Source organism: Klenkia brasiliensis (assembly GCF_900100695.1).
Taxonomy (GTDB): Bacteria; Actinomycetota; Actinomycetes; order Mycobacteriales; family Geodermatophilaceae; genus Klenkia; species Klenkia brasiliensis.
In genome coordinates, this window is record NZ_FNCF01000005.1 from 67,420 (window position 1) to 93,424 (window position 26,005).

Below are 26,005 nucleotides of genomic sequence, written 5' to 3' on the forward strand. Positions count from 1 at the left end.
TGTCGTACCCCCGTGGTGTCATCGGGGCATGAGCGCGACGGGCACCGCCGAACCGGCGTACCGGCTCGTCCTGCCGTCGGGCACCGCAGCGGCGCCCCCGGTGCTCGACCCGGCGCAGCGCGCCGTCGTCGACCACCCGGGCGGTCCGCTGCTGGTGCTCGCCGGGCCCGGCACCGGCAAGACCACCACCATCGTGGAGGCGGTCGCCGCCCGCATCGAGGCCGGGCACGACCCCGAGCAGGTGCTGGTGCTCACCTTCAGCCGCAAGGCCGCCGCCGAGCTGCGCACCCGGATCACCGCCCGCGTCGGCCGCACCGTCCGCGAGCCGGTCGCCCGCACCTTCCACTCCTACGCCTTCGGGGTGCTGCACCGCGCCGCGGCGCTGCGCGGCGACCCCCCGCCGCGGCTGCTCACCTCCGCCGAGCAGGACCTCACGGTCAGCCGGCTGCTCGCCGGCGACGCGGAGGACGACGGCGTGCGCTGGCCCGCCGACCTGCACCCCGCCCTGGCCACGGCCGGCTTCCGCCGCGAGCTGCGCGAGCTCCTGCTGCGGGCGACCGAGCGGGGCCTGCCCCCGCAGCGGCTCGCCGAGCTCGGCCGCGACCACGACCGGCCGCACTGGGTCGCCGCGGCCCGGTTCGCCCGCCAGTACGCCGAGGTCACCGCGTTCGAGACGCTGTTCGGCGGGTCGGGCAGCGGCTACGACCCCGCCGAGCTGGTCCGCGAGGCCATCGAGGAGCTGCGCGCCGACGACGCGCTGCTGCGCGCCGAGCAGGCCCGCGCGGGCTGGCTGTTCGTCGACGAGTACCAGGACACCGACCCCGCGCAGGTCGAGCTGCTCCAGCTGCTGGCCGGCGGCGGCCGCGACCTGGTCGTGGTCGGCGACCCCGACCAGGCGATCTACGCCTTCCGCGGCTCCGAGCCGCGCGGCCTGCTGGAGTTCCCGCAACGGTTCCGGCACGCCGACGGCCGGCCCGCCGCCCGGGTCGCGCTCGGCACCTGCCGCCGCTCGGGTGCTGAGCTGCTGCGGGTCGGCCGGCGGGTCGCCGAGGGGTTGCCGGGTCCGTGGGAGCACCGCCGGCTGACCTCCGCCGAGGGCACCCCCGCGGGCGAGGTCGAGGTGCACGTGTTCGACACCCCCGCCGTGGAGGCCGCCCACGTCGCCGACACCCTGCGCCGGGCCCACCTGCTCGACGGTCTGCCCTGGTCGCGGATGGCCGTGGTCGTCCGCGGGTCGGCCGCACTCGGGCCGGTGCGGCGGGCGCTGGCGCAGTCCGGGGTGCCGGTGGCGGTCTCCTCCGACGACCTGGCGCTGGCCCGCCAGCCCGCCGTCGAGCCGCTGCTGGCCGCGCTGCGCGCCCTCCTGCCACCCCGTGCCGCGACCCCCGACGTGCCGGCGCCGGACGGTGCCCACCCGACCGGGGCGGGGCGCAGCCCGGGTGCACCGCCGCCGGAGACCGGGCTGACCGAGCCCGGCGCCGAGGCGCTGCTGGCCTCGCCGCTGGGCGGCGCCACGGTGCTCGACCTGCGCCGGCTGCGCCGCGCCGCCCGGCGGGCGCTCGTCGACCGGCGCGTCGACCCCGCTGAGCGCGGCACGCCGCTGGCCGACCTGCTGGCCGACGCCACCCTCCTGGACGAGGTGCCGCAGCCGGTGGCCCGGCCGGCCACCCGGGTGGCCGCCGTGCTGGCCGCGGGCCGGGTCGCCCTGCTGCGCGGCGGGTCGGCCGAGGACGTGCTGTGGGCCATGTGGCAGGCCAGCGGCCTGTCCCCGAGGTGGGCGGCGGCCAGTGCGGCCGGTGGCCCCGCCGGTGCGGTGGCCGACCGCGACCTCGACGCCGTGGTGGCACTGTTCGACGCCGCCGCCCGGTTCGTCGACCGCCTCCCGGGCGCGCAGGTCGCCGACTTCGTCGACCACTTCGGCGCCCAGGAGCTGCCCGGCGACGGCGGGGCGGCGCGGGCCCCGGCCGGCGAGACCGTGCGGGTGCTCACCGCCCACGCGTCCAAGGGGCTGGAGTGGGACCTGGTGTGCGTGGCCGGCGTGCAGGAGGGCGTCTGGCCCGACCTGCGCACCCGGGCCAGCCTGCTGGGGGCCGAGGACCTCGTCGACGTCGCCTCCGGCGCCGACCCGGCCGCGCTGGACCGGCGCACCCTGGCCCTGGCCGAGGAACGCCGGCTGTTCTACGTCGCGGTCACCCGGGCCCGCCGGCGCCTGGTCGTCACCGCCGTCGACGCCGGCCTCGACGGCGGCGACGTCGGCGCCAACGCCTCCCGCTTCCTCGACCTGGTCGCCCCGCCGCCGGTCGACGGCGACGGCGTGCGCCCGCACACCCCGCTGCCCCGGGCGCTCACCCTGCCCGCCCTGGTCGCCGACCTGCGCCGGGCCCTCACCGACCCGCAGACGCCGGCCGCCCGGCGCACCAGCGCGGCCGCGGTGCTGCGCCGGCTGGCCCACGAGCGCGTCCCCGGCGCCGACCCGGCCGGCTGGTGGGGGCTGCCCGAGCTGTCCGACGACGCCCCGCTCGCCGCCGACGACACCGTCGTGCGGGTGCGGCCCTCGGCCATCGACACCTTCCAGCGCTGCCCGCTGCGCTGGGTGCTGGGGTCGGTCGGCGCCGAGGCGTCGCCGGAGACCACCCGCACGGTCGGCTCCGCGGTGCACGACGTCGCCCAGCAGGTCGCCGAGGGCCTGTCCGCCGACGAGGCGCCCGCGGTCCTCGCCGCCGAGCTCGACCGCCTCGACCTGGGCCCGGGCTGGTTCGACCAGCGGCAGCGCGAGCGCGCCCAGGAGATGCTCGGCAAGTTCCTCGCCTGGCACGCCCGCGCCGACCGCGAACTGGTCGCCGCGGAGGAGGACTTCGACGTCGTGGTCGGGCGGGCCCGGCTGCGCGGTCAGGTCGACCGGCTCGAGCGCGACGCCGAGGGCCGGCTGGTGGTGGTCGACCTCAAGACCGGCAAGACGGCGCCGCGCACCGTGGAGGAGCACGGTCAGCTGGCCGCCTACCAGGTCGCCGTGGCCGAGGGCGCCTTCGCCGGGCACGGCACCGTGCCCGGCGGTGCGGCGCTGCTGCAGGTCGGCGGTTCCCAGAAGTCGGCCAAGGAGCACGCCCAGCCGGCCCTGCCGGCCGACGTGCCCGCCGCGGCCACCTGGGCGGGGGAGCTGGTCGCCGAGGTCGGCGAGGGCATGGGTGCGGCCACCTTCGCGGTGCGCACCGACGCCGACTGCGACCGGTGCTCCTTCCGCCGCAGCTGCCCGCTGCAGGAGTCCGGCCGGCAGGTGACCCGGTGAGTCGCCGCGGCGGGGCCGAGGGGCAGCTCGCCCTCGACCTGCCCGGCTTCGTCGCGCCCGGGCCGGCCGCCCTCCCCGAGCTGCTCGACCCGGCCGAGGTGGCCCGCCGGTGCGGGCTGTCCTACGCCCCGTCGGCCGAGCAGGCCGCGGTGGTGCAGGCCCCGGTCGACCGGCCGATGGTCGTCGTCGCCGGCGCCGGGTCGGGCAAGACCGAGACGATGGCCGCCCGCGTCGCCTGGCTGGTGGCCAACCAGCTGGTCGCCCCCGAGGCGGTGCTCGGCCTGACCTTCACCCGCAAGGCGGCCAGCGAGCTCGGCGCCCGCATCCGGCTGCGGCTCACGGCGCTGGCCGCGCACCCCGACACCGACCCCGACCTGCGGGCCCGCCTCGAGGTGGCCACCCCCACCGTGGCCACCTACCACGGCTACGCGGCCGGCATCGTCGCCGAGCACGGTCTGCGGATCGGGGTGGAGCCCGGCGCCGGCGTCCTCGGCCCGGCCATGTGCTGGGGCCAGGCCGCCACCGTCGTGGCCGCGCACACCGGCGACATGGCCGACGTCGCCCTCGGCCTGGTCAGCACCACCGAGGACGTCCTGCAGCTGGCCGCGGAGCTGGGGGAGCACGACGTCACCCCCGACCAGCTGCGCCGCTGGACCGAGCGGCTGCAGGCCCAGGTGCACGCCTACCCGGTGACCGGCCGGACGAAGGGGCCCTACGCCGACGTGCTCAAGATGCTCGGCCGGCAGCGGGCCCGGGTGGCGCTGCTGCCCATGGTCGAGGCGTTCGAGGCCCGCAAGCGGGCCGCCGGCGCCATCGACTACGCCGACCAGGTCGCCTCCGCCGCCCGGGTCGCCACCGGTGCGCCCGACGTCGGCCGCCGGGAGCGGGCCCGGTGGCGGGTGGTGCTGCTCGACGAGTACCAGGACACCTCGGTGGGCCAGCTGCGCATGCTGGAGGCGTTGTTCGGCGGGGCCAGCCACCACCCCGTCCTCGCCGTCGGCGACCCCCGGCAGTCGATCTACGGCTGGCGGGGCGCCTCGTCGGGCACCATCGAGCGGTTCCCCCGCACCTTCCCGGGGGCGCCCGACCGCCCCGCCGACCGGCTGACGCTGTCCACCAGCTGGCGCAACGACCACGCCGTGCTCGCCGTCGCCAACCGGGTCGCCGCCGACCTGCCCCAGCCCGAGCACGCCGCCCCGCTGCCCGACCTCACCGCCGCCCCCACGGCCGGCCCCGGCGAGGTCCGCGTCGCGCTGCACCCGACGGTGGCCGAGGAGACGGCTGCCCTGGCCGACCGGCTGGCCGCGGAGTGGCACGCGGCCGGCGACGGGTCGGGGTCCCGCCCGACGGTCGCGGTGCTGGCCCGCCGCCGCGCCCAGCTGCCCGGCATCGCCGCCGCCCTGCGCGAGCGTGGGCTGCCGGTGGAGGTCGTCGGCCTCGGCGGGCTGCTCGACGTCCCGGAGGTCTCCGACGTCGTCGCCACCCTCACCGTCCTGGTCGACCCCACGGCCGGCGACGCGCTCGGTCGGCTGCTCACCGGGGCCCGCTGGCGCATCGGCCCCCGTGACCTGGCCGCCCTCGAGGCCCGGGCGCGCCACCTGGTCCAGGAGCGCCGCCCCGCCCCGGCGGAGGGCACGGTCGGCGAACCGGGTGCCGGCGTGCCCGCCCCGGCGCCGGCCGGCGAGCGCGGCAGCATCGTCGAGGCGCTGGACGACCTGGGCCCGGCTCGGGCCTACTCCGCCGAGGGGCACCGCCGGCTGCGTCGCCTGGGGGCCGAGCTGTCCCTGCTGCGCGGCCGGCTGGGCGAGCCGTTGCCCGACCTCGTCGACGAGGTGGTCCGGGTGCTCGGCCTGGAGACCGAGCTGGCCAGCCACCCCGACGCCAGCCCGGGGGGCGCCCGGGCCCACCTGGACGCCCTGCACGCGGTGGCGGCCGAGTTCGCCGACCTGGCCGAGCTGCCGTCGCTGCCGGCGTTCCTGGGTTACCTGTCCGACGCCGAGGTGCGCGAGCGCGGTCTGGAGCCCGGGGAGGTCGCGGTCAACCCCGAGGCCGTGCAGCTGCTCACCGCGCACTCGGCCAAGGGCCTGGAGTGGGACGTCGTGGCGGTGCCGGGCATGACGGTCGGCCAGTTCCCCAGCCGCACCGACACCGCCGACTCCTGGATCAACGACCCCGGGGCGGTCCCGGTCGACCTGCGGGTCACCGACCGGGCGGACCTGCCCGGCCTCCGGTTGCCGGTGCCGGGGTCCGGTGACCAGGCGCAGGTCCGCGACGCCCTCGCCGACTACGTCGTGGCCTGGAAGGAGTTCGGCGCGGCCGAGGAGGTCCGGCTGGGCTACGTCGCGGTCACCCGGGCCCGGCGGCTGCTGCTGTGCTCGGGCAGTTGGTGGCGCGACGGCGTGAAGCCCAACGGCCCGTCCAGCCTCCTGCTCGCCGTCCGCGATGCCGTCGAGGCGGTCGGGCCGGAGCGGGGCGGGGTCGACGCCTGGGCCGACCCGCCGCCCGACGGTGCCACCAACCCGGCCCTGGCGGAGTGGCCGGTCGGCGTCTGGCCGGCCGACCCGCTGTCGGCGGGTCGCCGCCGGTCGCTGTCGGCTGCGGCCGAGCTCGTCGGGGCCACCCGGCCGCACCCGCTGGGCGAGCCGGGCCTGGGTGCCGCCGACGACCCGGTGGTCACCGACTGGGTCCGCGATGCCCAGCTGCTGCTGCGGGAGCGGGCGGAGTCCGGCCGCAGCGCCACGGAGGTGGTGCTGCCCGGGCACCTGTCGGTGTCCGCGCTGGTGGCGCTGCGCCGCGACCCGGCCGCGCTGGCCCGGCGGCTGCGCCGTCCGTTGCCGGCCGCGCCCGCCCCGCTGGCCCGCCGCGGCACCGCGTTCCACCTGTGGCTGGAGCAGCGCTTCGGCGCCTCCCGGCTGATCGACCTGGACGAGCTGCCCGGGTCCGGCGACGCGGCGGCGGCGCCCGACGAGGCGTTGACCGCGCTGCAGGAGGCCTTCCTGGCCAGTCCCTGGGCGCACCGGCAGCCGGTCGACGTCGAGGCACCGTTCGAGACCCCGCTGGGCCCGCTGACGCTGCGCGGGCGCATCGACGCCGTCTACTCCGACGGCGGGGTGGGCCCGGGGGCCCGGTACGAGGTCATCGACTGGAAGACCGGACCCGTCCCCGGCGCCGCCGAGCTGGCCGCGGTGGGGGTGCAGCTGGCGGCCTACCGGTTGGGCTGGTCCCGGCTGGCCGGGGTGCCGGTCGAGCAGGTCAGCGCCGGTTTCCACCACGTGCTGGCGCAGGAGACCCTGCGCCCGGTCGACCTGCTCGACGAGCCCGGGCTGGTGGCCCTGGTGACCGGCGGCTGAGGGCGGCCCGGGGTGGGGTCAGCCGGTCGCGACCCGGTCGAGCACCGCGGCGGCCAGCTCGCGGGGCGCGGTCTCGGGCACCCAGTGCGAGACGCCGGTGAGCTCGACGAACCGGTAGTCCCCGGTCACCTGGTCCGCGCACGCCTGCGCCGCGGTCCGGCCCACGGCCATGTCCTGGTCGCTCCACACGTAGGTGGTCGGCACGTCGACCGGGTCCACCGGGGTGGAGGAGCTCATGGCGCGGTACCAGTCCAGCGCCGCGGTCAGCGCGCCCGGCGCCGACAGGTGCGCCACGTAGTCCTCGATGGCCTCCGGCGGGACGTCACCGAGGATGCGGCGCAGCCGGCGGGCGTCGTCCTCCAGCAGCACCCGCTCGGCCTTCCCGGGCTGCCAGAACAGCTTGATGTAGGCCGAGCGCTCCTTCTGCTCCGGATCGGCGCGGTAGGCCAGGGTGTAGGCGGTGGGGTGCGGCACGGACACCGCGGTGAGGGTGCGCACCCGGTCGGGGTGCCAGGCGGTCAGCGCCCACGCGACGTTGGCGCCCCAGTCGTGCCCGACGACGTCGGCGGTGGGCAGGTCCAGCGCGGTCATCAGGTCCGCGGTCACGGCCGCCAGCGCCGGGAGCGCGTAGGCGTCGGTCTCGCCGGGCCGGGCGCCGGGGGAGTAGCCCAGCTGGTCGGGGGCGTAGGTGCGCAGCCCGGCCTCGGCCAGCAGCGGGGTGACCGCCGACCAGGACAGCGAGGTCTCCGGGAACCCGTGCAGCAGCAGCACCGGCCGGCCGTCCTCGGGTCCGTCGGTCCGCACGTCGAAGACCAGGTCGCCGACGTCCACCTGCAGCAGGCCCGCGCTCATGCCCGCGAACGTAGCCCGGGCCCGCCCGGCGGGCGCGTTACGGTCGCCTGCGTGAGCAGCAACCCCGAACGCGACTTCGTCACCGGCCACCTCGACGACCTGCACGCCGACCTGGACGCCTGGCTGCGCATCCCGTCGATCTCCGCCGACCCGGCGCACACCCCCGACGTCGCCACCAGCGCCGAGTGGCTGGCCGGTGCGCTGCGCGGGGTGGGCTTCCCCGTCGTCGAGGTCTGGCCCACCGCCGGCGCCCCCGCCGTCTACGCCGAGTGGCCCTCCGCCGACGCCGGTGCCCCCGTCGCGCTGGTCTACGGCCACCACGACGTGCAGCCGGTCACCCCGGAGGAGGCCTGGACCCACCCGCCGTTCGAGCCCACCGTCGTCGAGACCGACCTCGGCCCCGAGCTGCACGCCCGCGGGGCCATCGACGACAAGGGCAACGTCGCCTTCCACCTGCTGGGCATGCGCGCGCACCTGGCCGCCACCGGCCGCGACACCCCCGCCGTCACGGTCAAGCTGCTCGTCGAGGGCGAGGAGGAGTCCGGCTCGCCGCACTTCCGCACGCTGCTCGAGGAGCGCCGCGACCGGCTGGCCTGCGACGTGGTGGTGGTCAGCGACACCGGCATGGCCGCCCCCGACGTCCCCAGCGCCGTCACCGCGATGCGCGGCCTGGCCGACGCCGAGATCACCCTGCGCGGACCGGGCGTGGACCTGCACTCGGGCTCCTTCGGCGGCGCGGTGCCCAACCCGCTGCACGCCATGGCCGCCCTGCTCGCCGCGCTGCACGACGAGCAGGGCCGGGTCACCTTGCCGGGCTTCTACGACAAGGTCCGCCCGCTCACCGACCGCGAGCGCGAGCTGATGGGCCGGGTGCCCTTCGACGAGGCCGCGTGGCTGGCCGGCCCGGCCGCCTCGCGCACCGCCGCGGGCGAGACCGGCTTCAGCACCCTGGAGCGGATCGGTGCCCGGCCGACCGCCGAGGTCAACGGCATGTGGGGCGGGTACACCGGCCCCGGCCACAAGACGATCGTCCCGGCCGAGGCGCACGCCAAGGTCACCTTCCGGCTGGTCGCCGACCAGGTGCCCGCCGACCTCGCCGACCAGGTGCGGGCCTGGGTCGACGCGAACCTGCCCGAGGGCATCGAAGCCGACGTCCACGTCCCGCCGGGCGGGGTCAGCCCCTGCGCCAGCGACCTCGACCACCCGGCGATGGCCGCCCTGCTGACCTCCATCGGCCAGGCCTTCGACCGCGGCGCCGACGAGGTCCTGTTCACCCGCGAGGGCGGCAGCGGCCCCGAGGCCGACCTCGTCGACGTCCTCGGCGCACCCCTGCTGTTCCTCGGCGTCGGGCTGCCCACCGACCGCATCCACGCCCCCAACGAGCGGGTGCTGCTGCCGATGCTGCACCGCGGCGCCGAGGCGGCCGCGCACCTGTGGCGCGAGCTGGCCACCGTGCCGTTCGCCCGCTGAGGGACCGGCGTGGACGCGGGTGACACCTTCGGCCCCTACCGGGTCCTCGGCGTCCTGGGCCGGGGCGGCATGGGCGAGGTCGTGCGGGCGCTGGACGCCGAGCACGAGCGCGAGGTGGCGCTGAAGGTCCTGCACCCGCAGTGGGCCGGCGACGAGTCCTACCGCGAACGGTTCCGCCGGGAAGCCAGGGTGGTGGCCCGGCTGCGCGAACCGCACGTGGTGCCCATCCACCGCTACGGCGAGGTCGACGGCCGGCTGTTCCTGGACATGCGGCTGGTCGAGGGCGAGGACCTGGCGGGCCTGCTGCGCCGCACGGGTCCGTTGGACCCGGCCCGCGCCGTCGACGTCGTCGGCCAGGTCGCCCGGGCGCTGGACGCCGCGCACGCCGACGGCCTGGTGCACCGCGACGTCAAGCCGTCCAACGTGCTGCTGGTGGCCCGCGCCGACGGCGGGGACCTCGCGGGTTCCGTCGCCGGGGACGACTTCGCCTACCTCGTCGACTTCGGCATCGCCCGGCCGGTGGGGGAGCAGACCGGCCCCTCGCTGACCGGCACCGGGCTGACGATCGGCAGCACCGAGTACATGGCCCCCGAGCGGTTCCAGGGCCGCGAGCTGTCCCCGGCCACCGACGTCTACTCGCTGGCCTGCGTGCTGTTCGAGGCCCTCACCGGCCGCCGGCCCTTCCCGCCCGGGGACGCGGTCGCGCAGATGCACGCCCACCTCGACGCCACCCCGCCGCCGCCGAGCGCGCTGCGCCCAGGCCTGCCGCAGGTGCTCGACGGCGTCGTGCTGCGCGGGCTGGCCAAGGACCCCGCCCAGCGCTGGACGTCGGCCGGGGGCATGGCCGCGGCCGCCCGTGCCGCGCTCGGCGTCAGCGGGATCGAGGTGCCCCGTCCCGCCGAGCGGCCCCCGGGTCCGCACGGCACCGCCCCGACCGTCGTGGGCGGAGCGCCCGACGCCGGCCGCCCGGTCACCGCGCTGGGCCCCGCGCGGACGAGCGCCCCGCCCCCGGCGTTCCCGGGTCCGCCGCCGTGGGCACCGTCGCCGGCGGCGCCCACGGGCGGCGGACCCCGCCGCCGCGGGCTGCAGGTCGCCCTGGCCGCGCTGGCCGTGCTCGCGGTGGGCCTCGGCACCTGGGCGGCGATCGCCACCGTCCGCGGCGGGCAGGCGCGCGCCGACCTCGCCGACGCCCGCCAGGCCCTGCTCGCCGTCGACCTGCCGCGCGACGTCGACCCCGCCTCGTGCACCCGCACCGACCCCGGCGACGGGGTGCTCATCGGCCTGGACTGCGGCGTCAGCCCGTCCGCCGACGGGCCCAGCAGCCAGTCCTACGCCCTCTCCGCCTCACCCGGCGCCGCGGCGGCCGCCTTCGACGCGCTCGTCGCGCAGGACGGGCTCACCCAGCTCGACGGCGACAGCTCCTCGGACTGCTCCGGCCTGGACGGCGACCAGGGCTGGGTCCGGCTCACCGACTTCGACGGCCAGCCCCGCGGCCGGCTGTCCTGCTCGGTCGACGCCGACGGCGCGCCCCGGCTCACCTGGACCTGGGACGACCGCTCGGGCTACGCCACCGTGACCGGCCGGGGCGGGCAGCAGGGGCTGTCCGAGCTGCTGGGCTGGTGGCGCGACGAGGTCGACCGGGACGACCTGTGAGCGGCCCGCACCGCTCGGGGCTCGGGGCATGAGCGGACCGGGGCCGGCCCCCGCCGGCTACTACCCCGACCCGGACGGCGCGCCCGGGATGGTCCGCTGGTGGGACGGCACCACCTGGTCCGACGTCACCGTCCCCGCCGGCCCCGGCGTCACCACCGGGCTGGGGGAGGCCGTCCACCGCCCGCCGGCCCCGTCCTGGCAATCTCCGCCGGTGGCGCCCCGCGGCCCCGGCCGGGCGGTCGGCATCGCGGTGGCCGCCGTCGTCGCGGTCGTCGTCGTGGTGGCCGTGGTCGTCGTCGGGGTCGTGGCGAGCCGGCCGGCCACCGACCCCGGGCCGACCGGTCTCGCCGGCCCGGTCCCCACCGGCCCCACCTTCGCCCCCGGCACCGTGCAGATCGTCGACGAGGCCGCCGGCATCGCCTACCCGTTCCTGGGCGACGGCTGGTACGAGTACGTGCTCACCCCGCCCCTGGAGACCACGTCGGTGCGCGGGCAGTACTTCGTCACCCAGGACGCCGTCCCCGACGGCGGTGAGTTCATCGCCCAGATCACCTCCGGCCCGGTCGCCGAGGGCTACGGCTGGACCGGCCCGGGCAGCGAGCAGGCCACCGTGGAGACCCTCGCCGAGAGCGTCCGGGCCAACTACTACCCCGGGCCCAACGAGCGCGACGAGCTGCGCGACGAGGCGGTCACCGTCGACGGCGCACCGGGCTGGCTCTACGAGTTCACCCTGAGCTGGGACGCCGAGGGCTACGACGCCACCGGCGAGCGTGCGGCGCTGCTGCTGGTGGACACCGGTCGCCCGGCCCCGGCGCTGCTCTACCTGTCGATCCCCAACACCCACGCCGAGCTCTACGGCGTCATCGACCGGGTCATCGAGGCCGTCGACGTCCTGTGACGCCCAGCGCCTAGGCTCGGGCGGTGAGCTCTCCTCCTGCGGAACTGACCCTGCGGCACCCGGTGGAGAGGTTCACCCTCGACAACGGGCTGCGGGTCGTGCTCGCCCCCGACACCAGCGTCCCGGTGGTCGCCGTCAGCGTCTTCTACGACGTCGGCATGCGGTCCGAGCCCGAGGGCCGCACCGGGTTCGCGCACCTCTTCGAGCACGTCATGTTCCAGGGCTCGGCGCACGTGCCGAAGATGGAGCACGCCCGCCTGGTGCAGGCCGCCGGCGGCAGCTTCAACGGCTCCACCCACCAGGACTACACGAACTACTACGAGGCGCTGCCCGCCGAGGCGCTGGAGCGTGCGCTGTTCCTGGAGGCCGACCGGATGGCGGCCCCGGCCATCACCGAGGAGAACCTCCGCAACCAGATCGACGTGGTCAAGGAGGAGATCCGGGTCAACGTGCTCAACCGGCCCTACGGCGCGTTCCCCTGGCTGCAGCTCCCGCAGATCGCCTTCGGGTCCTTCGCCAACACCCACGACGGGTACGGCTCCTTCGTCGACCTGGAGTCCTCCACGGTCGCCGACGCGCAGGACTTCTTCGACCGCTACTACGCCCCGGCCAACGCGGTGCTGTGCATCGGCGGCGACCTCGACGTCGCGGAGACCGAACGGCTGGTGCGCCGGCACTTCGACGCCGTCCCGCACCGCGCCGCCCCGCCGACCCCCTACACCGGCGAGCCCTCGCCCACCGGTCCCCGGCACGGCGTGGTCGTCGACGCCCTCGCCCCGGCCCCGGCGGTGGCGATCGGCTGGCGGGTGCCCGACCCGGTCGGCGACCTGGACACCTACCTCGGCACGGTCCTGCTGTCGGAGCTGCTCAGCGAGGGCGACGCCTCCCGCCTCGAGCTCCGCCTGGTGCACCGCGACCACCTGGCGATCGCCCAGTCCTCCTACGTCGGGCTGTTCGGCGACCCCTTCGACGTCCGCGACGCCACCCTGCTCACCACCCAGGTGCACCACCCCGCCGACGTCGCGGCGCAGCGGGTCCTCGACGCCGTCCACGAGGAGGTCGACCGGGTCGCCCAGGACGGCGTCGGGGTCGACGAGCTCAGCCGCGTGCAGGCCCGCACCAGCACCCAGCTGCTGCGCGGTGCCGACTCCGTCCTCGGCCGCACCCTGGGGTTCGCCTCGGCGGAGCTGATCCACGGCCGTGCCGAGCTGGCCGGCGAGCTCGCCGCCCGGCTGGCCGCCGTCACCCCCGAGCAGGTGCAGCACGCCGCCCGCGGGCTGGCCCGCGACACCGCCGCCGTCCTCGAGCTGCACACCGCCGGAGGCACCGCATGAGCGCGCCCGTCCTCGACCTCTCCCTCGTCCCGCCGCTGGGCGACCCCCGCCCGCAGCCGGTGCCCGAGGTCCACCTGACCACCCTGGACTCCGGCCTGCGGGTCGCCGTGGTGCCCCGGGCCGGCGTCCCGCTGGTCGAGCTGCGGCTGCGGGTGCCCTTCGCCGCCGCCTCGGCGCGCACCGCGGCCGCGCACGTGGCCCGCACCTCGGTGCTCACCGGCGCCGTGCTGCTGGGCACCCAGGCCCACGACCAGGTGCAGATCGCCCAGCTGCTGCAGGCCGAGGGCGCGGAGATGTCGGTCTCCGCCGACCCCGACCGGCTGCTGCTCGGCACCACGATGCTGCCCTCGGGCCTGCCCGCCGTCCTGGCGGTGCTCGCCGAGCTGCTCACCGCGCCGACCTACCCGGCCGGCCCGGTCGCGGCGGAGAAGGCGCGGGTCGCCGAGCGGATCGCCATCGCCCGCTCCCAGCCCGGCGTGGTCGCCCGCACGGCGCTGGCCACCCGCCGCTACGGGGTGCACCCCTACGCCGTCCAGCTGCCCGAGACCGAGCAGGTGCAGGCGCTCACGCCCGCCGCGCTGCGCAAGCTGCACCGCGAGCGGGTGCTGCCCGCCGGCAGCACCCTCGTCCTGGTCGGCGACGTCGACCCCGCCGCGGCCACCGACGCCGTGGCCGCCGCGCTGTCGGGGTGGACCGGCACCGGCGCCGCGGTCGACGCCCCGCCGCTGCCGGCCACCCCGGCCGGCCCGCTGCAGCTGGTCGACCGGCCCGGCGCCGTGCAGTCCAACCTGCGCATCGGCGGCCCGGCCCCCGGCCGCCGCGACCCCGAGCTGCCCGCCGTCCGGCTGGCCAGCACCGTCTACGGCGGCTACTTCTCCTCCCGGCTGGTGGAGAACATCCGCGAGCGCCGCGGCTACACCTACAGCCCGCGCAGCTCGGTGGACCACCTGCAGGCCGGGTCGTCCTTCCTCGTCGAGGCCGATGTCGCCACCGAGGTCACCGGGCCGGCGCTGCTGGAGACCCAGTACGAGCTGGGCCGCATCGCGCTGCTGCCGGTCACCGAGGCCGAGCTGGAGGCGGCCCGCCGCTACCTGCTGGGCACCACGGCGCTGGCCACCGCCACCCACGCCGGCCTGGCCAGCACGCTCTCGGCGCTGGTGGGGTCGGGCCTGCCGGCCGAGTGGCTCACCGAGCACCAGGCCGCGCTGGCCGCCACCACCCTGGACGAGGTCACCGCGGCCGCCCGCCGCTGGCTGCACCCCGCCGGGCTGACCACGGTCGTCGTCGGCGACGCCGAGCGGGTCGCCGACCAGCTCGAGGCGCTGGGCCCGGTGCAGCGGTGAGCGTCCCGCCGGGTGGGAGCACCCCCGCGGACAACCCGCCGCCCAGCGAGCTGCCGGTCGACGTGGCCGTCTGGCCCGAGCACACGTCGGCGACCACGGACGACGTGCCGGTGCTCTCCCGGGTCGGGCACGACCGCGGGCACCTGGACCGCTCCCTCGACGACCCGGCCCGCGGCCGCCCGGTCCGGGTGCTGGTCATGGACGAGCGCCGTCAGGTCCCGGTGCGGGAGGGCGCCGAGGGCCCCGAGCTGCTGTGGGACCAGCGGGCCGGGTTCCCGGCCGGCGGCATCTACCTGGGCCACGCCGACGACGTCGCCTACGCCGTGCTGCGCGGGGAGCGGTCGCTGAGCGTCGGCGGCACGCCGGTGGACGGCTGGAGCGGGCTGCGCGAGATCGGGTCCGACCTCGGCGACCGGGACGCCGGGCTGCTCGCCCAGGCCACCGGCATCGTCGAGTGGCACGAGCGCAACCGGTTCAGCCCCTACACGGGTGCGGCCACGGTGGTGGAGAAGGCTGGCTGGACCCAGCGCGACCCCACCACCGGCCAGGAGGTCTTCCCGCGGACCGACCCCGCGGTGATCATGCTCGTGCACGACGGCGACCGGGTGCTGCTGGGCCGGCAGGCGGTCTGGCCGCCGGGCCGGTTCTCCATCCTGGCCGGGTTCGTCGAGCCGGGGGAGTCCGCGGAGGCAGCGGTGGCCCGCGAGGTCGCCGAGGAGGTGGGCGTCGAGGTCACCGACGTCCGCTACGTCGGCAGTCAGCCCTGGCCCTTCCCGCAGTCGCTCATGCTCGGGTTCACCGCGCGGGCGGTGAGCACCGAGCTGCACGTCGACCACGACGAGATCGAGGAGGCGCGCTGGTTCACCCGCGAGGAGCTGCGCAGCGGCACGGGCCCGGCCGCGCTGCCGCCGCCGGTCTCCATCGCCCGGCACATCATCGACGGGTGGCTGTCCGAGGGGCCTCAGGCGTAGCGGCCCTGCAGGACCAGCGCCGGCCGGTCGGCGTGGTCGGCCAGCACGACGGCGTCGGCCAGGGCGGCCGGGTCGACCTCGTCGTCGTACCGGTCGAACGCGGGCAGCTCCCACTGCTGCTCGGCGGGTGTCCGCCGCCGCCGGGCGGCCGCGGACACCCGGAGGTGGACGACGACGTCGAAGGCCAGCCCGACGCCCTGCAGCAGCGCGCCGGGCACGAGCAGGACGCCGGACACCGGGACCCGGGCGGCCCGCGTGGCGCGGTCACGGTCGACGTCCCACAGCTCGGGCAGCACGTCGCCCGGGCCGCCGGGGCCGACGCGGTCGAGGACCTCCCGGGCCAGCGCGGACACGTCCAGCCAGTCGGTGTAGCGGGCACCGGGGTCGGTCCGGCCGTGCTCCAGGCGCACCGAGGCCGGCCGCAGGAACCCCGCGGCGGGCACCACGGCCGCCCGCCGGCCCAGGGCCGGGAGGAGGGCGGCGACGTCGGCGGCCAGCCGCTCGGGGGCCGCGACGTCGGGTCCGTCGACCGCCACCCGCAGCGCGCCGGCGCCGGGCTCCGGCTCGGTCGCGGCGAGGAGGTCGGCCAGCCGCTGCGCGAGCGCGGCGGGGGAGAGCGGGACCGGGGTGCTCAGCGCTCGCCCTCGACGAGGACGGCGTGCCGGGCGCGGGTGCGCTCGACCCGTCGTCGGGTGGAGCGCTCGACGACGGGCGGCGCTGCCGGGGCAGGCACGGGCGGGGGACCGCCCAGGCCGTCGAGCACCTCGCGGGCCAGGTCGTGGACCGGCCGGCCCACGGCGCGGGCCTCGCGGCGCAGCTGCTCGAACGCCTCGCGCGGCGTCGTCCCCCCGCGCACCGCCAGCACCCCGATGGCGCGCTCGGTGGACACCCGGGTGGCCAGGGCGTGCTCCAGCTGGGCCACCTGGCGGTGCAGCGCGGCCAGCTCGGCCTCCCGCGGGTCGCCGGACGGCTCGTCGCCGGCGGACCCGCGGGCGGCCCGGCGCACGTCGCGCCCCGGTTCGGGGGAGGCGCCGAGGTCCTCGGCGATCAGGTCGGCCAGCACCATGGCCTCGACCAGGTCGGCGGCGTGCTCCGACCCGGCCGGGGTGAGCACCGCCCACCCGCGGGTCGTGCGCGTGACGACGAAGGCCGGGTCACCGGCCGCCGTCCGCACCACGTCGTCGGGTGCGAGCGCGCCCACGGGGGTGTCCGCCACCAGGTCCTCCTCCGGTGCCCGCGACCGACCTGGCCGCGCGCGCACCTGCTCCCCACGGCCGGTGTCCTCGTGATCATCGCCCGAGGACGGCCGCGGGTGGGGGATCACGCGCCGGTGGACCGCGAGAGCTGGCTCTTGACCTGGTCGATGCTGGGGTTGGTCAGCGCAGTGCCGTCGGCGAAGACCAGCGTCGGAACGGTCTGGTTGCCGCCGTTGGCCTTCATGACCAGCTCGGCGGCGGACTCGTCGTGCTCGATGTTGACCTCGGCCCACTCGATGCCCTCGCGCTGCATCAGCTTCTTGAGGCGCACGCAGTACCCGCACCAGCTGGTGGTGTACATGGTCACGGCTGCGGTCGGGGCGGTCATGGTCTTGATCCTCCATGCTGTCGGCGCCGGCGCACGTCGAGGGGTGGACCGGCTCGTGCTGGGGAGAACGCCGCTGCCCCGGGGATGCTTCCCCGGACCGTCGTACCCGGCTGCCAGACTCGGGGCGTGGCAGTGGGGGAGCGCGTGGGCGCCGGGGCGGTGACCGGTGCCGAGGCGGTGCTCGCCGGGCTCGACGACGAGCAGCGCGCCGCGGCGGCCGCGGTGCGCGGGCCGGTCTGCATCCTGGCCGGCGCGGGCACCGGCAAGACCCGCACCATCACCCACCGCATCGCCTACGGCGTGCACAGCGGCGTCTACACCCCCGAGCAGGTCCTCGCCGTCACCTTCACCGCCCGCGCCGCCGGGGAGCTGCGGGGGCGGCTGTCCGGGCTCGGCGTCGGCGGGGTGCAGGCGCGCACCTTCCACGCCGCGGCCCTGCGCCAGCTCCGCTACTTCGCCCCCCGCGTGCTCGGCGGCCCCATGCCCGAGCTGGTGGAGAACAAGCTGCGCGTGGTGGCCGGGGCGGCGACCCGGCACCGGCTGACCACCGACCGCACCTCCCTGCGCGACCTGGCCGGGGAGATCGAGTGGGCCAAGACCACCCTGGCCACCCCCGACGACTACCCGGCGCGGGCCCGCGCCGCCGGCCGGGAGACGCCCTTCGAGCCGGCCGCGGTCGCGGCGGTCTACGCCAGCTACGAGCAGGCCAAGCAGCGCGACGGCACGCTGGACTTCGAGGACCTGCTGCTGGTCACCGCCTTCGCCCTCGAGGAGCACCGCGACGTCGCCGCCGAGGTGCGCGGGCAGTACCGGCACTTCGTCGTCGACGAGTACCAGGACGTCAACCCGCTGCAGCAGCGGCTGCTCGACGCCTGGCTGGGCGGGCGGGCCGAGCTGTGCGTGGTCGGTGACCCGCACCAGACCATCTACTCCTTCACCGGGGCGGACCCCGACTACCTGCTGGGCTTCCCCGACCGCTACCCCGACGCCGAGGTGGTGGCCCTCGAGCGCGACTACCGGTCCACGCCCGAGGTGGTGGGGCTGGCGAACCGGCTGATCGGCATGGCACCGCGCCGGGCCGGGCTGCCGTCGCTTCGGCTGCGCGGCCAGCGCGCCGCCGGCCCCGAGCCGCGGTTCGTCGAGCACCCCGACGAGCCCACCGAGGCCGCCGCGGTCGCCGCCGCCTGCCGGGCGCTGGTCGACTCCGGGGTCCCCGCCGCCGAGATCGCGGTGCTGTTCCGGATCAACGCGCAGTCCCAGGTCTACGAGGCCGCCCTCACCGACGTCGGCGTGCCCTACGTGCTCAAGGGCGGGGAGCGGTTCTTCGAGCGGCCCGAGGTCCGCGAGGCGGTGCTGCTGCTGCGCGGGGCCGCGGCCGGCCGGGACGACGGCACGCCGCTGGTCACCGCCGTCCGCGACGTGCTGGCCTCGGTCGGCTGGGCCGAGCACCGCCCGCCGCCGGGCGGGGCCGCCCGCGACCGCTGGCAGTCGCTCTCGGCGCTGGTCGACCTCGCCGTCGACCTGGTCGCCGAGCAGCCCGTGCTCACCATGGCCGGCTTCGTCACCCACCTGGCCGAGCGGGCCGGCGCCCAGCACGCCCCGACCGTGCAGGGCGTGACCCTGGCGTCGATGCACGCGGCGAAGGGCCTGGAGTGGGACGCGGTCTTCGTCGTCGGCCTGGTCGACGGCGTCGTGCCGATCGCGCAGTCGCTGGTCCGCCCCGAGGCGGTGGAGGAGGAGCGGCGGCTGCTGTACGTCGCGGTCACCCGGGCGCGCGAGCAGCTCACCCTGTCCTGGTCGCTGTCCCGGCAGCCCGGGGGCAAGCGGCCCCGCTCGCGCAGCCGGTTCCTCGAGGGCCTGGCACCCGACACCGGCACCCGCGTGCGCCGACCGTCGCCGCGCCGGGCCGAGGTGGTCCTCGACGGCGCGGCCGCCGAGCTGTTCGAGCGGCTGCGGGCCTGGCGGTCGGCCACCGCCTCGGCGGCCTCCGTCCCGGCCTACGTGGTGCTCGGCGACGCCACCCTGCAGGCCGTCGCCGAGACCCGCCCGGGCTCGCTCGCCGAGCTGTCGGCGCTGCCCGGCATCGGCGCGCGGAAGCTGGAGATGTACGGCGCCGAGGTGCTCGCCGAGGTCGCTGCGACGACCTCCCGTTAATTGCGTTGACCGGCTCCGACGGGGCCCCTAACCTCACCTGCACGCACCCACGGAGGGTCGCAGCCCACCGGCTGCACCCCGAGCCCCGGAAGGAGGGGTCCACGTGATCGGCACCGACATCTCGACGACCCCGTCCTGCACCGGGGTCCTCGTCGTGCGCGGCACCGGTCTGCCCGCCGCCTGGGGCGCCGTCGACGGCCGCACCGCCCCGTTCGGCGCCACCGGTCTGCCGACCGGCCCGGCCCTGCGGCCCCGCGTCGAGGCGATGACCCTCGGCGCCCCGGCCCACCAGGCCTACGACGCCACCGGTGGCACCGCCGCCGTCCAGCTGAACAGCGACACCCCGGGTGACCTGCCTCCGGGAGACCCACCGAGCTAGGCAGCTCGGTCGGTCCCCTCGAGGCCGCGGAACCCGGACAACCGGGATCCGCGGCCTTCTTCGTGCCGTCGATCCCACCGACCTGACCGGTCGGCGGGACCTCCGCCGCCGGAGCACGACGAGGAGAGAGGAACGACCGTGCAGCACACGATCGAGCGACCGGTGTCCGTCCCGCGCGCCGAGCTCGAGCGGGCGGAGCGGACGGCGTTGCCCTGCCGGGTGCAGGACCCGGACCTGTGGTTCGCGGAGGCGCCGGCGCAGCTGGAGCAGGCCAAGGAGTTCTGCGGGTCCTGCCCGCTGCAGGCCTCCTGCCTGGCCGGCGCGCTGGACCGCGGCGAGCCCTGGGGCGTCTGGGGCGGGCAGATCTTCGACCACGGGGTCGTGATCGCCCGCAAGCGCCCGCGTGGCCGCCCGCGCAAGGTCGCGGCCTGACCCACCCACCCACCCACACCACTCACGACACCCCGGAGGGGGGAGAGATGGACCTCCACCACGAGCGGCTCGCCGGCGACCTGTTCCTGGCCCGCGCCCGGCAGGCCGACCTGCTGGCCGACGCGGACGCCGCGGCCCGCGCCCGCCGGGTGCTGGCCGCCCGGCGCTGGGCCCGGCGCGCCGAGCGGGCGTCCCGGCGCGCCGCCCGGGCCAGCGCCGCCGTCCGGTGATCAGGCCGGACAGTGATCAGGCCGGACAGTGATCAGGTGACCTGATCACTGTCCGGCCGACCACACCGACGTCGGTGCGGGTGGCCGCACCTGGACCAGGTCACCTGATCACCGTCGGGGGCCGGGCGGTCAGTCGGCGAAGCCGGGCAGCCAGCGGGTGATGACCGAGCGGAAGTCGGCCTCGGCGTCGAGCTGGCACAGCACCCCGATGGACCCGATGGTCACCCGGTGGATCAGCAGGTAGGCCGGCGGCAGGTTCAGCTGCCGGCCGAGCCGGCTGGCCTCGCTGCGCGGGTCGCCGATGCGGTTGGCCTGGTCCTGCATCCAGGACCGGGTGAAGTGGAACCGGTCGCGCGCCACCGGCTCCAGCAGGGGCAGCAGGTAGTCCAGCACCGCCTGCGCGTCGACCTCGACCGACGGCTTGACGAAGCCCTCCGTGCGCAGGTCCGCCAGCACGTCGTCGGCCCGGCCCTCCAGCGCCCAGCGCACCAGCCGGCCGATCGGCTCGGGGTAGCCGTCGGGCAGCCGCGCCACCGCACCGAAGTCGATGACGCCGAAGCGGCCGTCGGGCAGCAGCCGGAAGTTCCCCGGGTGCGGGTCGGCGTGCAGCAGGCCCGAGCGGCGCGGCCCGGAGAAGTGCAGGGTGGACAGCAGCAGGCCCGCCCGGTCGCGCTGCTCCCTGGTGCCCGACGCGATGATCCTCGAGAGCGGGGTGCCCTCCATCCACTCCGAGACGATGACCTTGGGCGCGCTGGCCACGATCCGCGGGACGGCGATCTGCTCGTCCCCGGCGTAGGCGGCGGCGAAGGCGCGCTGGGAGTCGGCCTCCATCGCGTAGTCCAGCTCCTCGGCGACCCGCGCCTTGAGCTCGGTGATGAGCGGCTTGACGTCCATGCCCGGGAAGAGCACCGCGAACATCCGGGCGAAGCGGGCCAGCTGGTTGAGGTCGGCCATCAGGGCGGCCCCGGCACCCGGGTACTGGATCTTGACCGCCACGTCGCGGCCGTCGCGCCAGGTCGCGCGGTGCACCTGGCCGATGCTCGCCGCGGCGGCGGGGGTGTCGTCGAAGTCGGCGAACCGCGTGCGCCAGGTACCGCCCAGCTGTTGGGCCAGCACCGCGTGCACGGTGCGGACCGGCATCGGCGGGGCCTCCTCCTGCAGCTTGACGAGGGCCTCGCGGTAGGGGGCGGCGAGCTCCTCGGGGACGGCGGCCTCGAACACCGACAGCGTCTGCCCGAGCTTCATGGCGCCGCCCTTGAGCTGGCCCAGGACGGCGAACAGCTGCTCGGCGGTGCGCTGCTGCAGGTCCGCCGACACCTGCTCGGCGGACTGCCCCGACAACCGCCGGCCCAGCCCGATCGTGGCCCGGCCCGCCGCACCCAGCGGCAGCGAGGCCAGCCGGGCGGTGCGCGACACGCTGCCGCGGGGGATCACCCGTCCGTCGTCGGTCACGGCCCCAGTGTCCCTGGTCGCGCGCCCGCGCGCCGGGACGACCCCGGGTGCCCCGCCGGGCCGGTGCCCGGCCGGCAGCCGCAGGCCGGGTGCGGTGGCCAGCGCCGCCGGCTGGGCAGCAGGTCCGGCGCGCGCAGCTCGAGGGTGGCCTCCAGCGCCGCCGGTGCCGCGGACCCGTCCAGGTGGGCCAACACCTGGCCCAGGGCGGTGAGCGCGGTGGCCAGGCACAGCGCCGTGCCGCCGCCGACGGCGTGGTCGGGGGGCGCGTGCAGCTGGGCGGCCAGCGCCGGCCAGCCCGGGTCGGCGTCGGTGCGGTGCAGCTGGGCGCAGCGCAGGCAGGCGGTGCGCCCGGGGACGACGAGCGGTCCGACCACCCCCACCTGCCCGCGGACCGTGGCCACCAGGTGCGGACCGCGCTCCCCGTGCACCGGCACCGGGTCCAGGGCCGCCCAGGGCCGGGTGAGCACCAGCAGGTCGGGCGCGGTGCCCGCCGGCAGCGGCCGCAGGTCGACCTCGGGCACGGCCCGCCGGACGGCGTCGGCGGCGGCCAGGGTGCGCGGGCGCCCCTCGTCGGCCGCGCACAGCCCGCCGACCACCGTGTCGGCCGCGCCGGCGGCACCGCGGTCGCGCACGTGCACCCGGCCCACGCCGCTGGCGGCCAGCAGGGCGGCCAGCGGCACGCCCACGCGGGTGGCGCCGTCGACCACGACGGCGGCCGTGCGGCGCCGGGCCCACGCCCCGGCACCGCCGGCGCCCACCGCGGCGGCCACCTCGGCAGCGGTGCGCGAGCGGGCCGCCGGCGTGGCGGAGGTGGCCAGGAGGTCGGCCGAGGCCAGGTCGACCAGCCGCCCGCCCGCGCGCAGACCGGTGAGCAGGTCCTCGACGACGCCGGGGTCGAGCTCGGCGGCCACCGCCCCGGCCAGCACCGACCGGGTGGTGCGAGCGCCGTCCAGACCGCGGACGAGGTCGGCGACCGCGCCCGCCGCACCGGCCGGCAGCGGGCCGAGCTGCACGCCCGGGTCGCCGTCGGTCCCGCCGACCCGGACGGTCACCGGGTCGACCCGCAGCACGGGGGTGCCGGGGAGCAGCAGGGGCCGGTCGCTGTCGGTCACGCCCGGCAGCGTCGCACCGGGGGCGGCAGTCGCCGCGCGGTGCTCCACAACCTGTGGACAAGGGTGTGGAGCACGTGTTGAGCGCTCGGCGTGGCGCTGTGCACGGACCGGGGACGGGCCGACCGCGGCGGTGCCCACCCCGTCCCCCGATCCGCCGGTGGGCCGCCCGGCCGGGGCCGGCCCGCGACCCGGACGGGTGTGGACGGCGGCCGCTGTCCACCGACGGTGTGGACCTGCACCCGACCGGGTGTCGGCGGGGTGGGCGGTGCCGGCGTCGGTCGCTACGGTGCGTGCGTGCCGTCCACGTCCAGCCCCTGTCCGACCCCGGAACCGGTCGAGGTCCGGCGCAGCGCCCGGCGCCGCCGCACGGTGACCGCCTACCGGCAGGACGGACGCACGGTGGTGCTCATCCCGGCGTCGTTCAGCCGGTCGGAGGAGCGCACCTGGGTGGACCGCATGGTCGCCAAGCTGGAGACCCGGGAGCGCCGGGGCCGGCGCGCGCTGGGCGGGGACGAGGAGCTGATGGTCCGCGCCCGCGCCCTGTCCACCGCCTACCTCGACGGGGTGCTGCCGGCCAGCGTGCGCTGGGTGGACAACCAGAACCGGCGCTGGGGCTCCTGCACCCCGGCCGACCGCACCATCCGGCTGTCCAGCCGGCTGCGGGCGATGCCCGAGTACGTCGTGGACTACGTGCTGGTCCACGAGCTCGCGCACCTGCACCGGCCCGCGCACGACCAGGCCTTCTGGGCGCTGGTGGAGCGCTACCCGAAGGCCGAGCGCGCGCTGGGCTACCTCGAGGCGGTCGAGGCCGGCTCCGTCGGCTGACCGGGGGCGGTCAGCCGACCTGCGGGCCCCGGCCGTCCCGGTCGCCGTCCGGCCCCTCCTCCTCCGGCGCGGGCCCGTCGCCGGACGCGTCGCCCGAGAGGTCCAGGCCGGCGGTCAGCCGGTCGAACTCGTCCTCCTCCTCGGACCGGCGGCCCTGCCGGCCGACGAAGTCCAGCGGCTCGTCCAGGTCGTCGGCGGTGGGCAGCAGGTCCGGGTGCGACCACAGCTGGTCGCGGGCCTCCGTCCCGTGCTGGGCGGCCATCGCGCCCCAGACCGCGGCGGCGTCGCGCAACCGGCGCGGCCGCAGCTCCAGCCCGACGAGCGTGGCGAAGGTCTGCTCGGCCGGCCCGCCGGAGGCCCGGCGGCGGCGCATCGTCTCGGCCAGGGCCCCGTGGCCGGGCAGCCGCTGCCCCGCGGCCTCCGCGACCACGACGTCGACCCAGCCCTCGACCAGGGCCAGCAGCGTCTCCAGGCGGCGCAGCGCGGACTTCTGCTCCGGCGTCTCGGCCGGCTCCAGCACCCCGCTGCCCAGCAGCTGCTGCAGCTTGTCGGGGTCCTGCGGGTCGAAGCCGCCCTCCATGCCGCCCATCGCGTCCTCGAGACCGCGCTGGATGGCGTCGGCGTCGACGTGGATGCCGCGGGCGTAGGCGTGCACGGCGTCGGTGAGCTGCTGGCGCAGCCACGGCACGTGCGCGAACAGCCGGTGGTGGGCGGCCTCGCGCAGGGCCAGGAACAGCCGCACCTCCTCGGCCGGGCGGTCCAGGCCCTCGCGGAAGGCGTCGACGTTCTGCGGCACGAGCGCGGCGGTCCCCGCCGGCGCCAGCGGCAGGCCCACGTCGGTGCTGGTGACGACCTCGTCGGCCAGCTTGCCCAGCGCCTGGCCGACCTGGGCGCCGAACATGACCCCGCCCATGCGGCCCATGACCCCCGACAGCGGCCCGGCCATCGCGGCGGCCTCGGCCGGCAGCGCGGACGTCATCGCCGCGACCACCCGCTCGGCCAGCGGGTCGACCAGCGCGCCCCAGGCGGGCAGCGTCTGCTCCAGCCAGTCCACCCGCGACCAGGCGACGGTGCGCTCGATGCCCGACGGCAGCTCGGTGACCTGGTCCAGCCACAGGTCGGCCAGCCGCAGCGCCTCGGCGACCTGGGCCTGCTCGGCGGCCGAGGTGGGCTGGTGCCCGGCGGCCAGCTGGCTGATCGCGCCCTGCCGGGCGAGGTCCCAGTTGACCGGCCCCCCGGACCAGGTCATCAGCTTCTGCAGCTCGGCGAACAACGGCATCTTGCCCAGCAGGTCCTCCGGCGACCCGCCCCCGGCACCGCCGAACAGCGCGCCGAAGCCGAACGGGTCGGCCGGGTCCTGGCCACCGCCGCCCTGGTCACGCCGCTGCGGGTCGCGGTCGGCGGGTCCGAAACCGAAGGGGAGGTCGCTCATGGTCACCACGGTAGCCGCGCCGGGCGGCCCGGGAGGGCCGCACAGCAAGCCCTGGGTGAACACAGCGCGGGCACCGATGCCCGGGCCGGGGGCGGGCCCGTCACCTACTGTCGGCCCCCGTGAGCCGTCGTGTGACCGTCCTGGTGGCGGGTGTGGTGCTCCTGCTGGGGTTCGGGCTGGTGGGCACGCTCGTGCCGGTGCCCTACGTGGCGCAGGTGCCCGGCCCCACCTACAACACCCTCGGCGACCTCGACGGCGAGCCGATCATCAGCGTGGCCGGCCGCGACCGCAACGACGTCAGCGGCAACCTCAACCTGACCACGGTCGGGGTGCCGCAGCGTCCGCTGACGCTGGTCGGGGCGGTGCAGGGCTGGTTCTCCGACGAGGTGTCGGTGGTGCCCCGCGACACCGTGTACCCGCCCGACCGCACCGTCGAGGAGACCCAGCAGCAGAACCGGCAGGCCTTCCTGACCTCGGAGCAGTCGGCCAACGCCGCCGCGCTGGGCGAGCTCGGCTACCCGGACAAGGTGGTCGTGCAGTCGGTGGCCGACGGGTCGCCGTCGGCCGGTCAGCTGGAGGTCGGCGACGCGGTCGAGGCGGTCGACGGGTCGCCGACCCCGGACACCGACACCCTGGACTCGGTGCTGACCGCCATCCCGGCCGGCACCGCGGTGACCGTGGACTACACCCGGCTGGGCCAGGCGGGCTCGACCACCGTCACCACGACGTCCAACGACAGCCGCCCGGGCTCCTTCCTCGGCATCGGGGTGCTGCAGACGCCGTCCGCGCCGTTCACGGTGTCCATCCGGGTCGACGACGTCGGCGGGCCCTCGGCCGGCCTGATGCTGACGCTGGGGATCATCGACCTCGTCGGCGACACCGACCTGACCCAGGGCGCGGTCATCGCCGGCACCGGCACGATCGACGCCGCCGGCACGGTCGGCCCGATCGGCGGCATCCCGCTCAAGATGATCGCCGCCCGCGACATCGGCGCGGAGCTGTTCCTGGTGCCCGCGGACAACTGCCAGGAGGCGTTGGCCAACGCCCAGCCCGGCCTGCCGATGGCCCGGGTGGCCACGCTCGAGGACGCCCTGACCGCCCTGCAGACCTTCCGCGACGGCGGTACCCCGACGCCCTGCACGTCCGGCGACTGACCACACCGGCGGCCTCCCGGGCAGCCGTGGTGTGCTTGGCGCCGACCCGGGAACCCCGGGGCGACCGCACGAGTTGAGCAGTCGTCCCCGGCCC

At 77.2% G+C, this 26,005-nt stretch carries 21 protein-coding genes; 14 read left to right on the forward strand and 7 right to left on the reverse strand.

The genetic code is table 11. From position 1 onward, the window contains the following. The first annotated feature begins 28 nt into the window (after window positions 1-28). Together BLT39_RS15550 and BLT39_RS15555 are read left to right on the forward strand one after the other, a co-directional pair. Window positions 29-3,286, forward strand: a complete 3,258-nt coding sequence (locus BLT39_RS15550) for an ATP-dependent helicase (RefSeq protein ID WP_091065447.1) — start codon at window positions 29-31, stop codon at window positions 3,284-3,286. Beyond that, window positions 3,283-6,636 (forward strand): ATP-dependent helicase, encoded by a 3,354-nt coding sequence (locus BLT39_RS15555; protein WP_091065450.1) that lies wholly within the window; start codon window positions 3,283-3,285, stop codon window positions 6,634-6,636. Before BLT39_RS15550 ends, BLT39_RS15555 begins: the two co-directional genes overlap by 4 nt. A gap of 18 nt (window positions 6,637-6,654) precedes the next feature. Here the strand turns inward: BLT39_RS15555 and BLT39_RS15560 are convergent, their stop codons facing one another. Next, a complete protein-coding gene (locus tag BLT39_RS15560) occupies window positions 6,655-7,488 on the reverse strand; it encodes an alpha/beta fold hydrolase (protein WP_091065453.1) in 834 nt (277 codons plus the stop codon). Window positions 7,489-7,539: 51 nt separating this feature from the next. On the opposite strand from BLT39_RS15560, the gene BLT39_RS15565 reads away from it, so the two are divergent. Genes BLT39_RS15565 through nudC form a run of 6 tightly spaced genes read left to right on the forward strand, consistent with a single transcriptional unit; the run spans window position 7,540 to window position 15,157 of the window. Next, the gene (locus BLT39_RS15565) at window positions 7,540-8,958 is read left to right on the forward strand and encodes a M20/M25/M40 family metallo-hydrolase (RefSeq protein WP_091065455.1); all 1,419 of its coding nucleotides are present in this window, start codon (window positions 7,540-7,542) and stop codon (window positions 8,956-8,958) included. A 9-nt stretch (window positions 8,959-8,967) separates the two neighbouring features. Continuing rightward, complete coding sequence (locus BLT39_RS23365) at window positions 8,968-10,611, forward strand: serine/threonine-protein kinase (protein ID WP_207508039.1); 1,644 nt, start codon at window positions 8,968-8,970, stop codon at window positions 10,609-10,611. A 28-nt stretch (window positions 10,612-10,639) separates the two neighbouring features. Continuing rightward, on the forward strand, window positions 10,640-11,509 hold the full coding sequence (locus BLT39_RS15575; protein WP_091065458.1) for a DUF2510 domain-containing protein: 870 nt from the start codon (window positions 10,640-10,642) through the stop codon (window positions 11,507-11,509). A 23-nt stretch (window positions 11,510-11,532) separates the two neighbouring features. Further along, window positions 11,533-12,843 carry a M16 family metallopeptidase gene (locus BLT39_RS15580; RefSeq protein ID WP_091065461.1) on the forward strand — a complete coding sequence of 437 codons (1,311 nt, stop codon included), beginning with the start codon at window positions 11,533-11,535 and terminating at the stop codon, window positions 12,841-12,843. Next, the gene (locus BLT39_RS15585; RefSeq protein ID WP_091065464.1) at window positions 12,840-14,186 is read left to right on the forward strand and encodes a M16 family metallopeptidase; all 1,347 of its coding nucleotides are present in this window, start codon (window positions 12,840-12,842) and stop codon (window positions 14,184-14,186) included. The genes BLT39_RS15580 and BLT39_RS15585 overlap by 4 nt, the downstream gene beginning before the upstream one ends. Further along, window positions 14,183-15,157, forward strand: coding sequence for an NAD(+) diphosphatase (gene nudC, locus BLT39_RS15590; protein ID WP_091065466.1), 975 nt, complete (start codon window positions 14,183-14,185; stop codon window positions 15,155-15,157). The genes BLT39_RS15585 and nudC overlap by 4 nt, the downstream gene beginning before the upstream one ends. Here the strand turns inward: nudC and BLT39_RS15595 are convergent. The 3 genes from BLT39_RS15595 to BLT39_RS15605 form a co-directional block, all read right to left on the reverse strand. Then, window positions 15,148-15,693, reverse strand: a complete 546-nt coding sequence (locus BLT39_RS15595; protein WP_242658464.1) for a nucleoside/nucleotide kinase family protein — start codon at window positions 15,691-15,693, stop codon at window positions 15,148-15,150. The two genes, nudC and BLT39_RS15595, sit on opposite strands and share 10 nt — an antisense overlap. A gap of 95 nt (window positions 15,694-15,788) precedes the next feature. Continuing rightward, the gene (locus BLT39_RS15600; RefSeq protein ID WP_242658465.1) at window positions 15,789-16,373 is read right to left on the reverse strand and encodes an ANTAR domain-containing protein; all 585 of its coding nucleotides are present in this window, start codon (window positions 16,371-16,373) and stop codon (window positions 15,789-15,791) included. A 104-nt stretch (window positions 16,374-16,477) separates the two neighbouring features. After that, window positions 16,478-16,741: a mycoredoxin gene (locus BLT39_RS15605; RefSeq protein WP_091065470.1), complete on the reverse strand. Its 264-nt coding sequence runs from the start codon at window positions 16,739-16,741 to the stop codon at window positions 16,478-16,480. A 126-nt stretch (window positions 16,742-16,867) separates the two neighbouring features. Between BLT39_RS15605 and BLT39_RS15610 the strand changes: the two genes are divergently transcribed. The 4 genes from BLT39_RS15610 to BLT39_RS15625 all read left to right on the forward strand — a co-directional run bounded on the left by BLT39_RS15610 (window position 16,868) and on the right by BLT39_RS15625 (window position 19,936). Next, window positions 16,868-18,895 (forward strand): ATP-dependent helicase, encoded by a 2,028-nt coding sequence (locus BLT39_RS15610; RefSeq protein WP_278246998.1) that lies wholly within the window; start codon window positions 16,868-16,870, stop codon window positions 18,893-18,895. Window positions 18,896-18,998: 103 nt separating this feature from the next. Continuing rightward, window positions 18,999-19,274, forward strand: coding sequence for a hypothetical protein (locus BLT39_RS15615; protein WP_091065476.1), 276 nt, complete (start codon window positions 18,999-19,001; stop codon window positions 19,272-19,274). A gap of 138 nt (window positions 19,275-19,412) precedes the next feature. Then, on the forward strand, window positions 19,413-19,706 hold the full coding sequence (locus BLT39_RS15620; protein WP_091065480.1) for a WhiB family transcriptional regulator: 294 nt from the start codon (window positions 19,413-19,415) through the stop codon (window positions 19,704-19,706). Window positions 19,707-19,753: 47 nt separating this feature from the next. Next, window positions 19,754-19,936 carry a hypothetical protein gene (locus BLT39_RS15625; RefSeq protein ID WP_091065484.1) on the forward strand — a complete coding sequence of 61 codons (183 nt, stop codon included), beginning with the start codon at window positions 19,754-19,756 and terminating at the stop codon, window positions 19,934-19,936. A gap of 129 nt (window positions 19,937-20,065) precedes the next feature. Here the strand turns inward: BLT39_RS15625 and BLT39_RS15630 are convergent, their stop codons facing one another. Together BLT39_RS15630 and BLT39_RS15635 are read right to left on the reverse strand one after the other, a co-directional pair. Then, the gene (locus BLT39_RS15630; protein ID WP_207508041.1) at window positions 20,066-21,388 is read right to left on the reverse strand and encodes an ABC1 kinase family protein; all 1,323 of its coding nucleotides are present in this window, start codon (window positions 21,386-21,388) and stop codon (window positions 20,066-20,068) included. Beyond that, window positions 21,385-22,500: a ThiF family adenylyltransferase gene (locus BLT39_RS15635; RefSeq protein WP_091066237.1), complete on the reverse strand. Its 1,116-nt coding sequence runs from the start codon at window positions 22,498-22,500 to the stop codon at window positions 21,385-21,387. Before BLT39_RS15635 ends, BLT39_RS15630 begins: the two co-directional genes overlap by 4 nt. 294 nt (window positions 22,501-22,794) lie before the next feature. Between BLT39_RS15635 and BLT39_RS15640 the strand changes: the two genes are divergently transcribed. Then, window positions 22,795-23,325, forward strand: coding sequence for a M48 metallopeptidase family protein (locus tag BLT39_RS15640; RefSeq protein WP_091066240.1), 531 nt, complete (start codon window positions 22,795-22,797; stop codon window positions 23,323-23,325). Between the two features lie 10 nt (window positions 23,326-23,335). Here BLT39_RS15640 and BLT39_RS15645 read toward each other — a convergent pair whose 3' ends face one another. Continuing rightward, on the reverse strand, window positions 23,336-24,757 hold the full coding sequence (locus tag BLT39_RS15645; RefSeq protein WP_091065487.1) for a zinc-dependent metalloprotease: 1,422 nt from the start codon (window positions 24,755-24,757) through the stop codon (window positions 23,336-23,338). A 119-nt stretch (window positions 24,758-24,876) separates the two neighbouring features. Here BLT39_RS15645 and BLT39_RS15650 point away from each other — a divergent pair, with 119 nt between their 5' ends. Beyond that, window positions 24,877-25,911 carry a YlbL family protein gene (locus tag BLT39_RS15650; protein ID WP_207508043.1) on the forward strand — a complete coding sequence of 345 codons (1,035 nt, stop codon included), beginning with the start codon at window positions 24,877-24,879 and terminating at the stop codon, window positions 25,909-25,911. The last annotated feature ends 94 nt before the right edge of the window (window positions 25,912-26,005 follow it).

Bases quoted from the DNA above. Each gene is read 5' to 3' on its own strand.
- BLT39_RS15550 (WP_091065447.1), top strand. From the start codon at position 29: ATGAGCGCGACGGGCACCGCCGAACCGGCGTACCGGCTCGTCCTGCCG.
- BLT39_RS15560 (WP_091065453.1), bottom strand. From the start codon at position 7,488: ATGAGCGCGGGCCTGCTGCAGGTGGACGTCGGCGACCTGGTCTTCGAC.
- BLT39_RS15575 (WP_091065458.1), top strand. From the start codon at position 10,640: ATGAGCGGACCGGGGCCGGCCCCCGCCGGCTACTACCCCGACCCGGAC.
- BLT39_RS15585 (WP_091065464.1), top strand. From the start codon at position 12,840: ATGAGCGCGCCCGTCCTCGACCTCTCCCTCGTCCCGCCGCTGGGCGAC.
- BLT39_RS15605 (WP_091065470.1), bottom strand. From the start codon at position 16,741: ATGACCGCCCCGACCGCAGCCGTGACCATGTACACCACCAGCTGGTGC.
- BLT39_RS15625 (WP_091065484.1), top strand. From the start codon at position 19,754: ATGGACCTCCACCACGAGCGGCTCGCCGGCGACCTGTTCCTGGCCCGC.
- BLT39_RS15645 (WP_091065487.1), bottom strand. From the start codon at position 24,757: ATGAGCGACCTCCCCTTCGGTTTCGGACCCGCCGACCGCGACCCGCAG.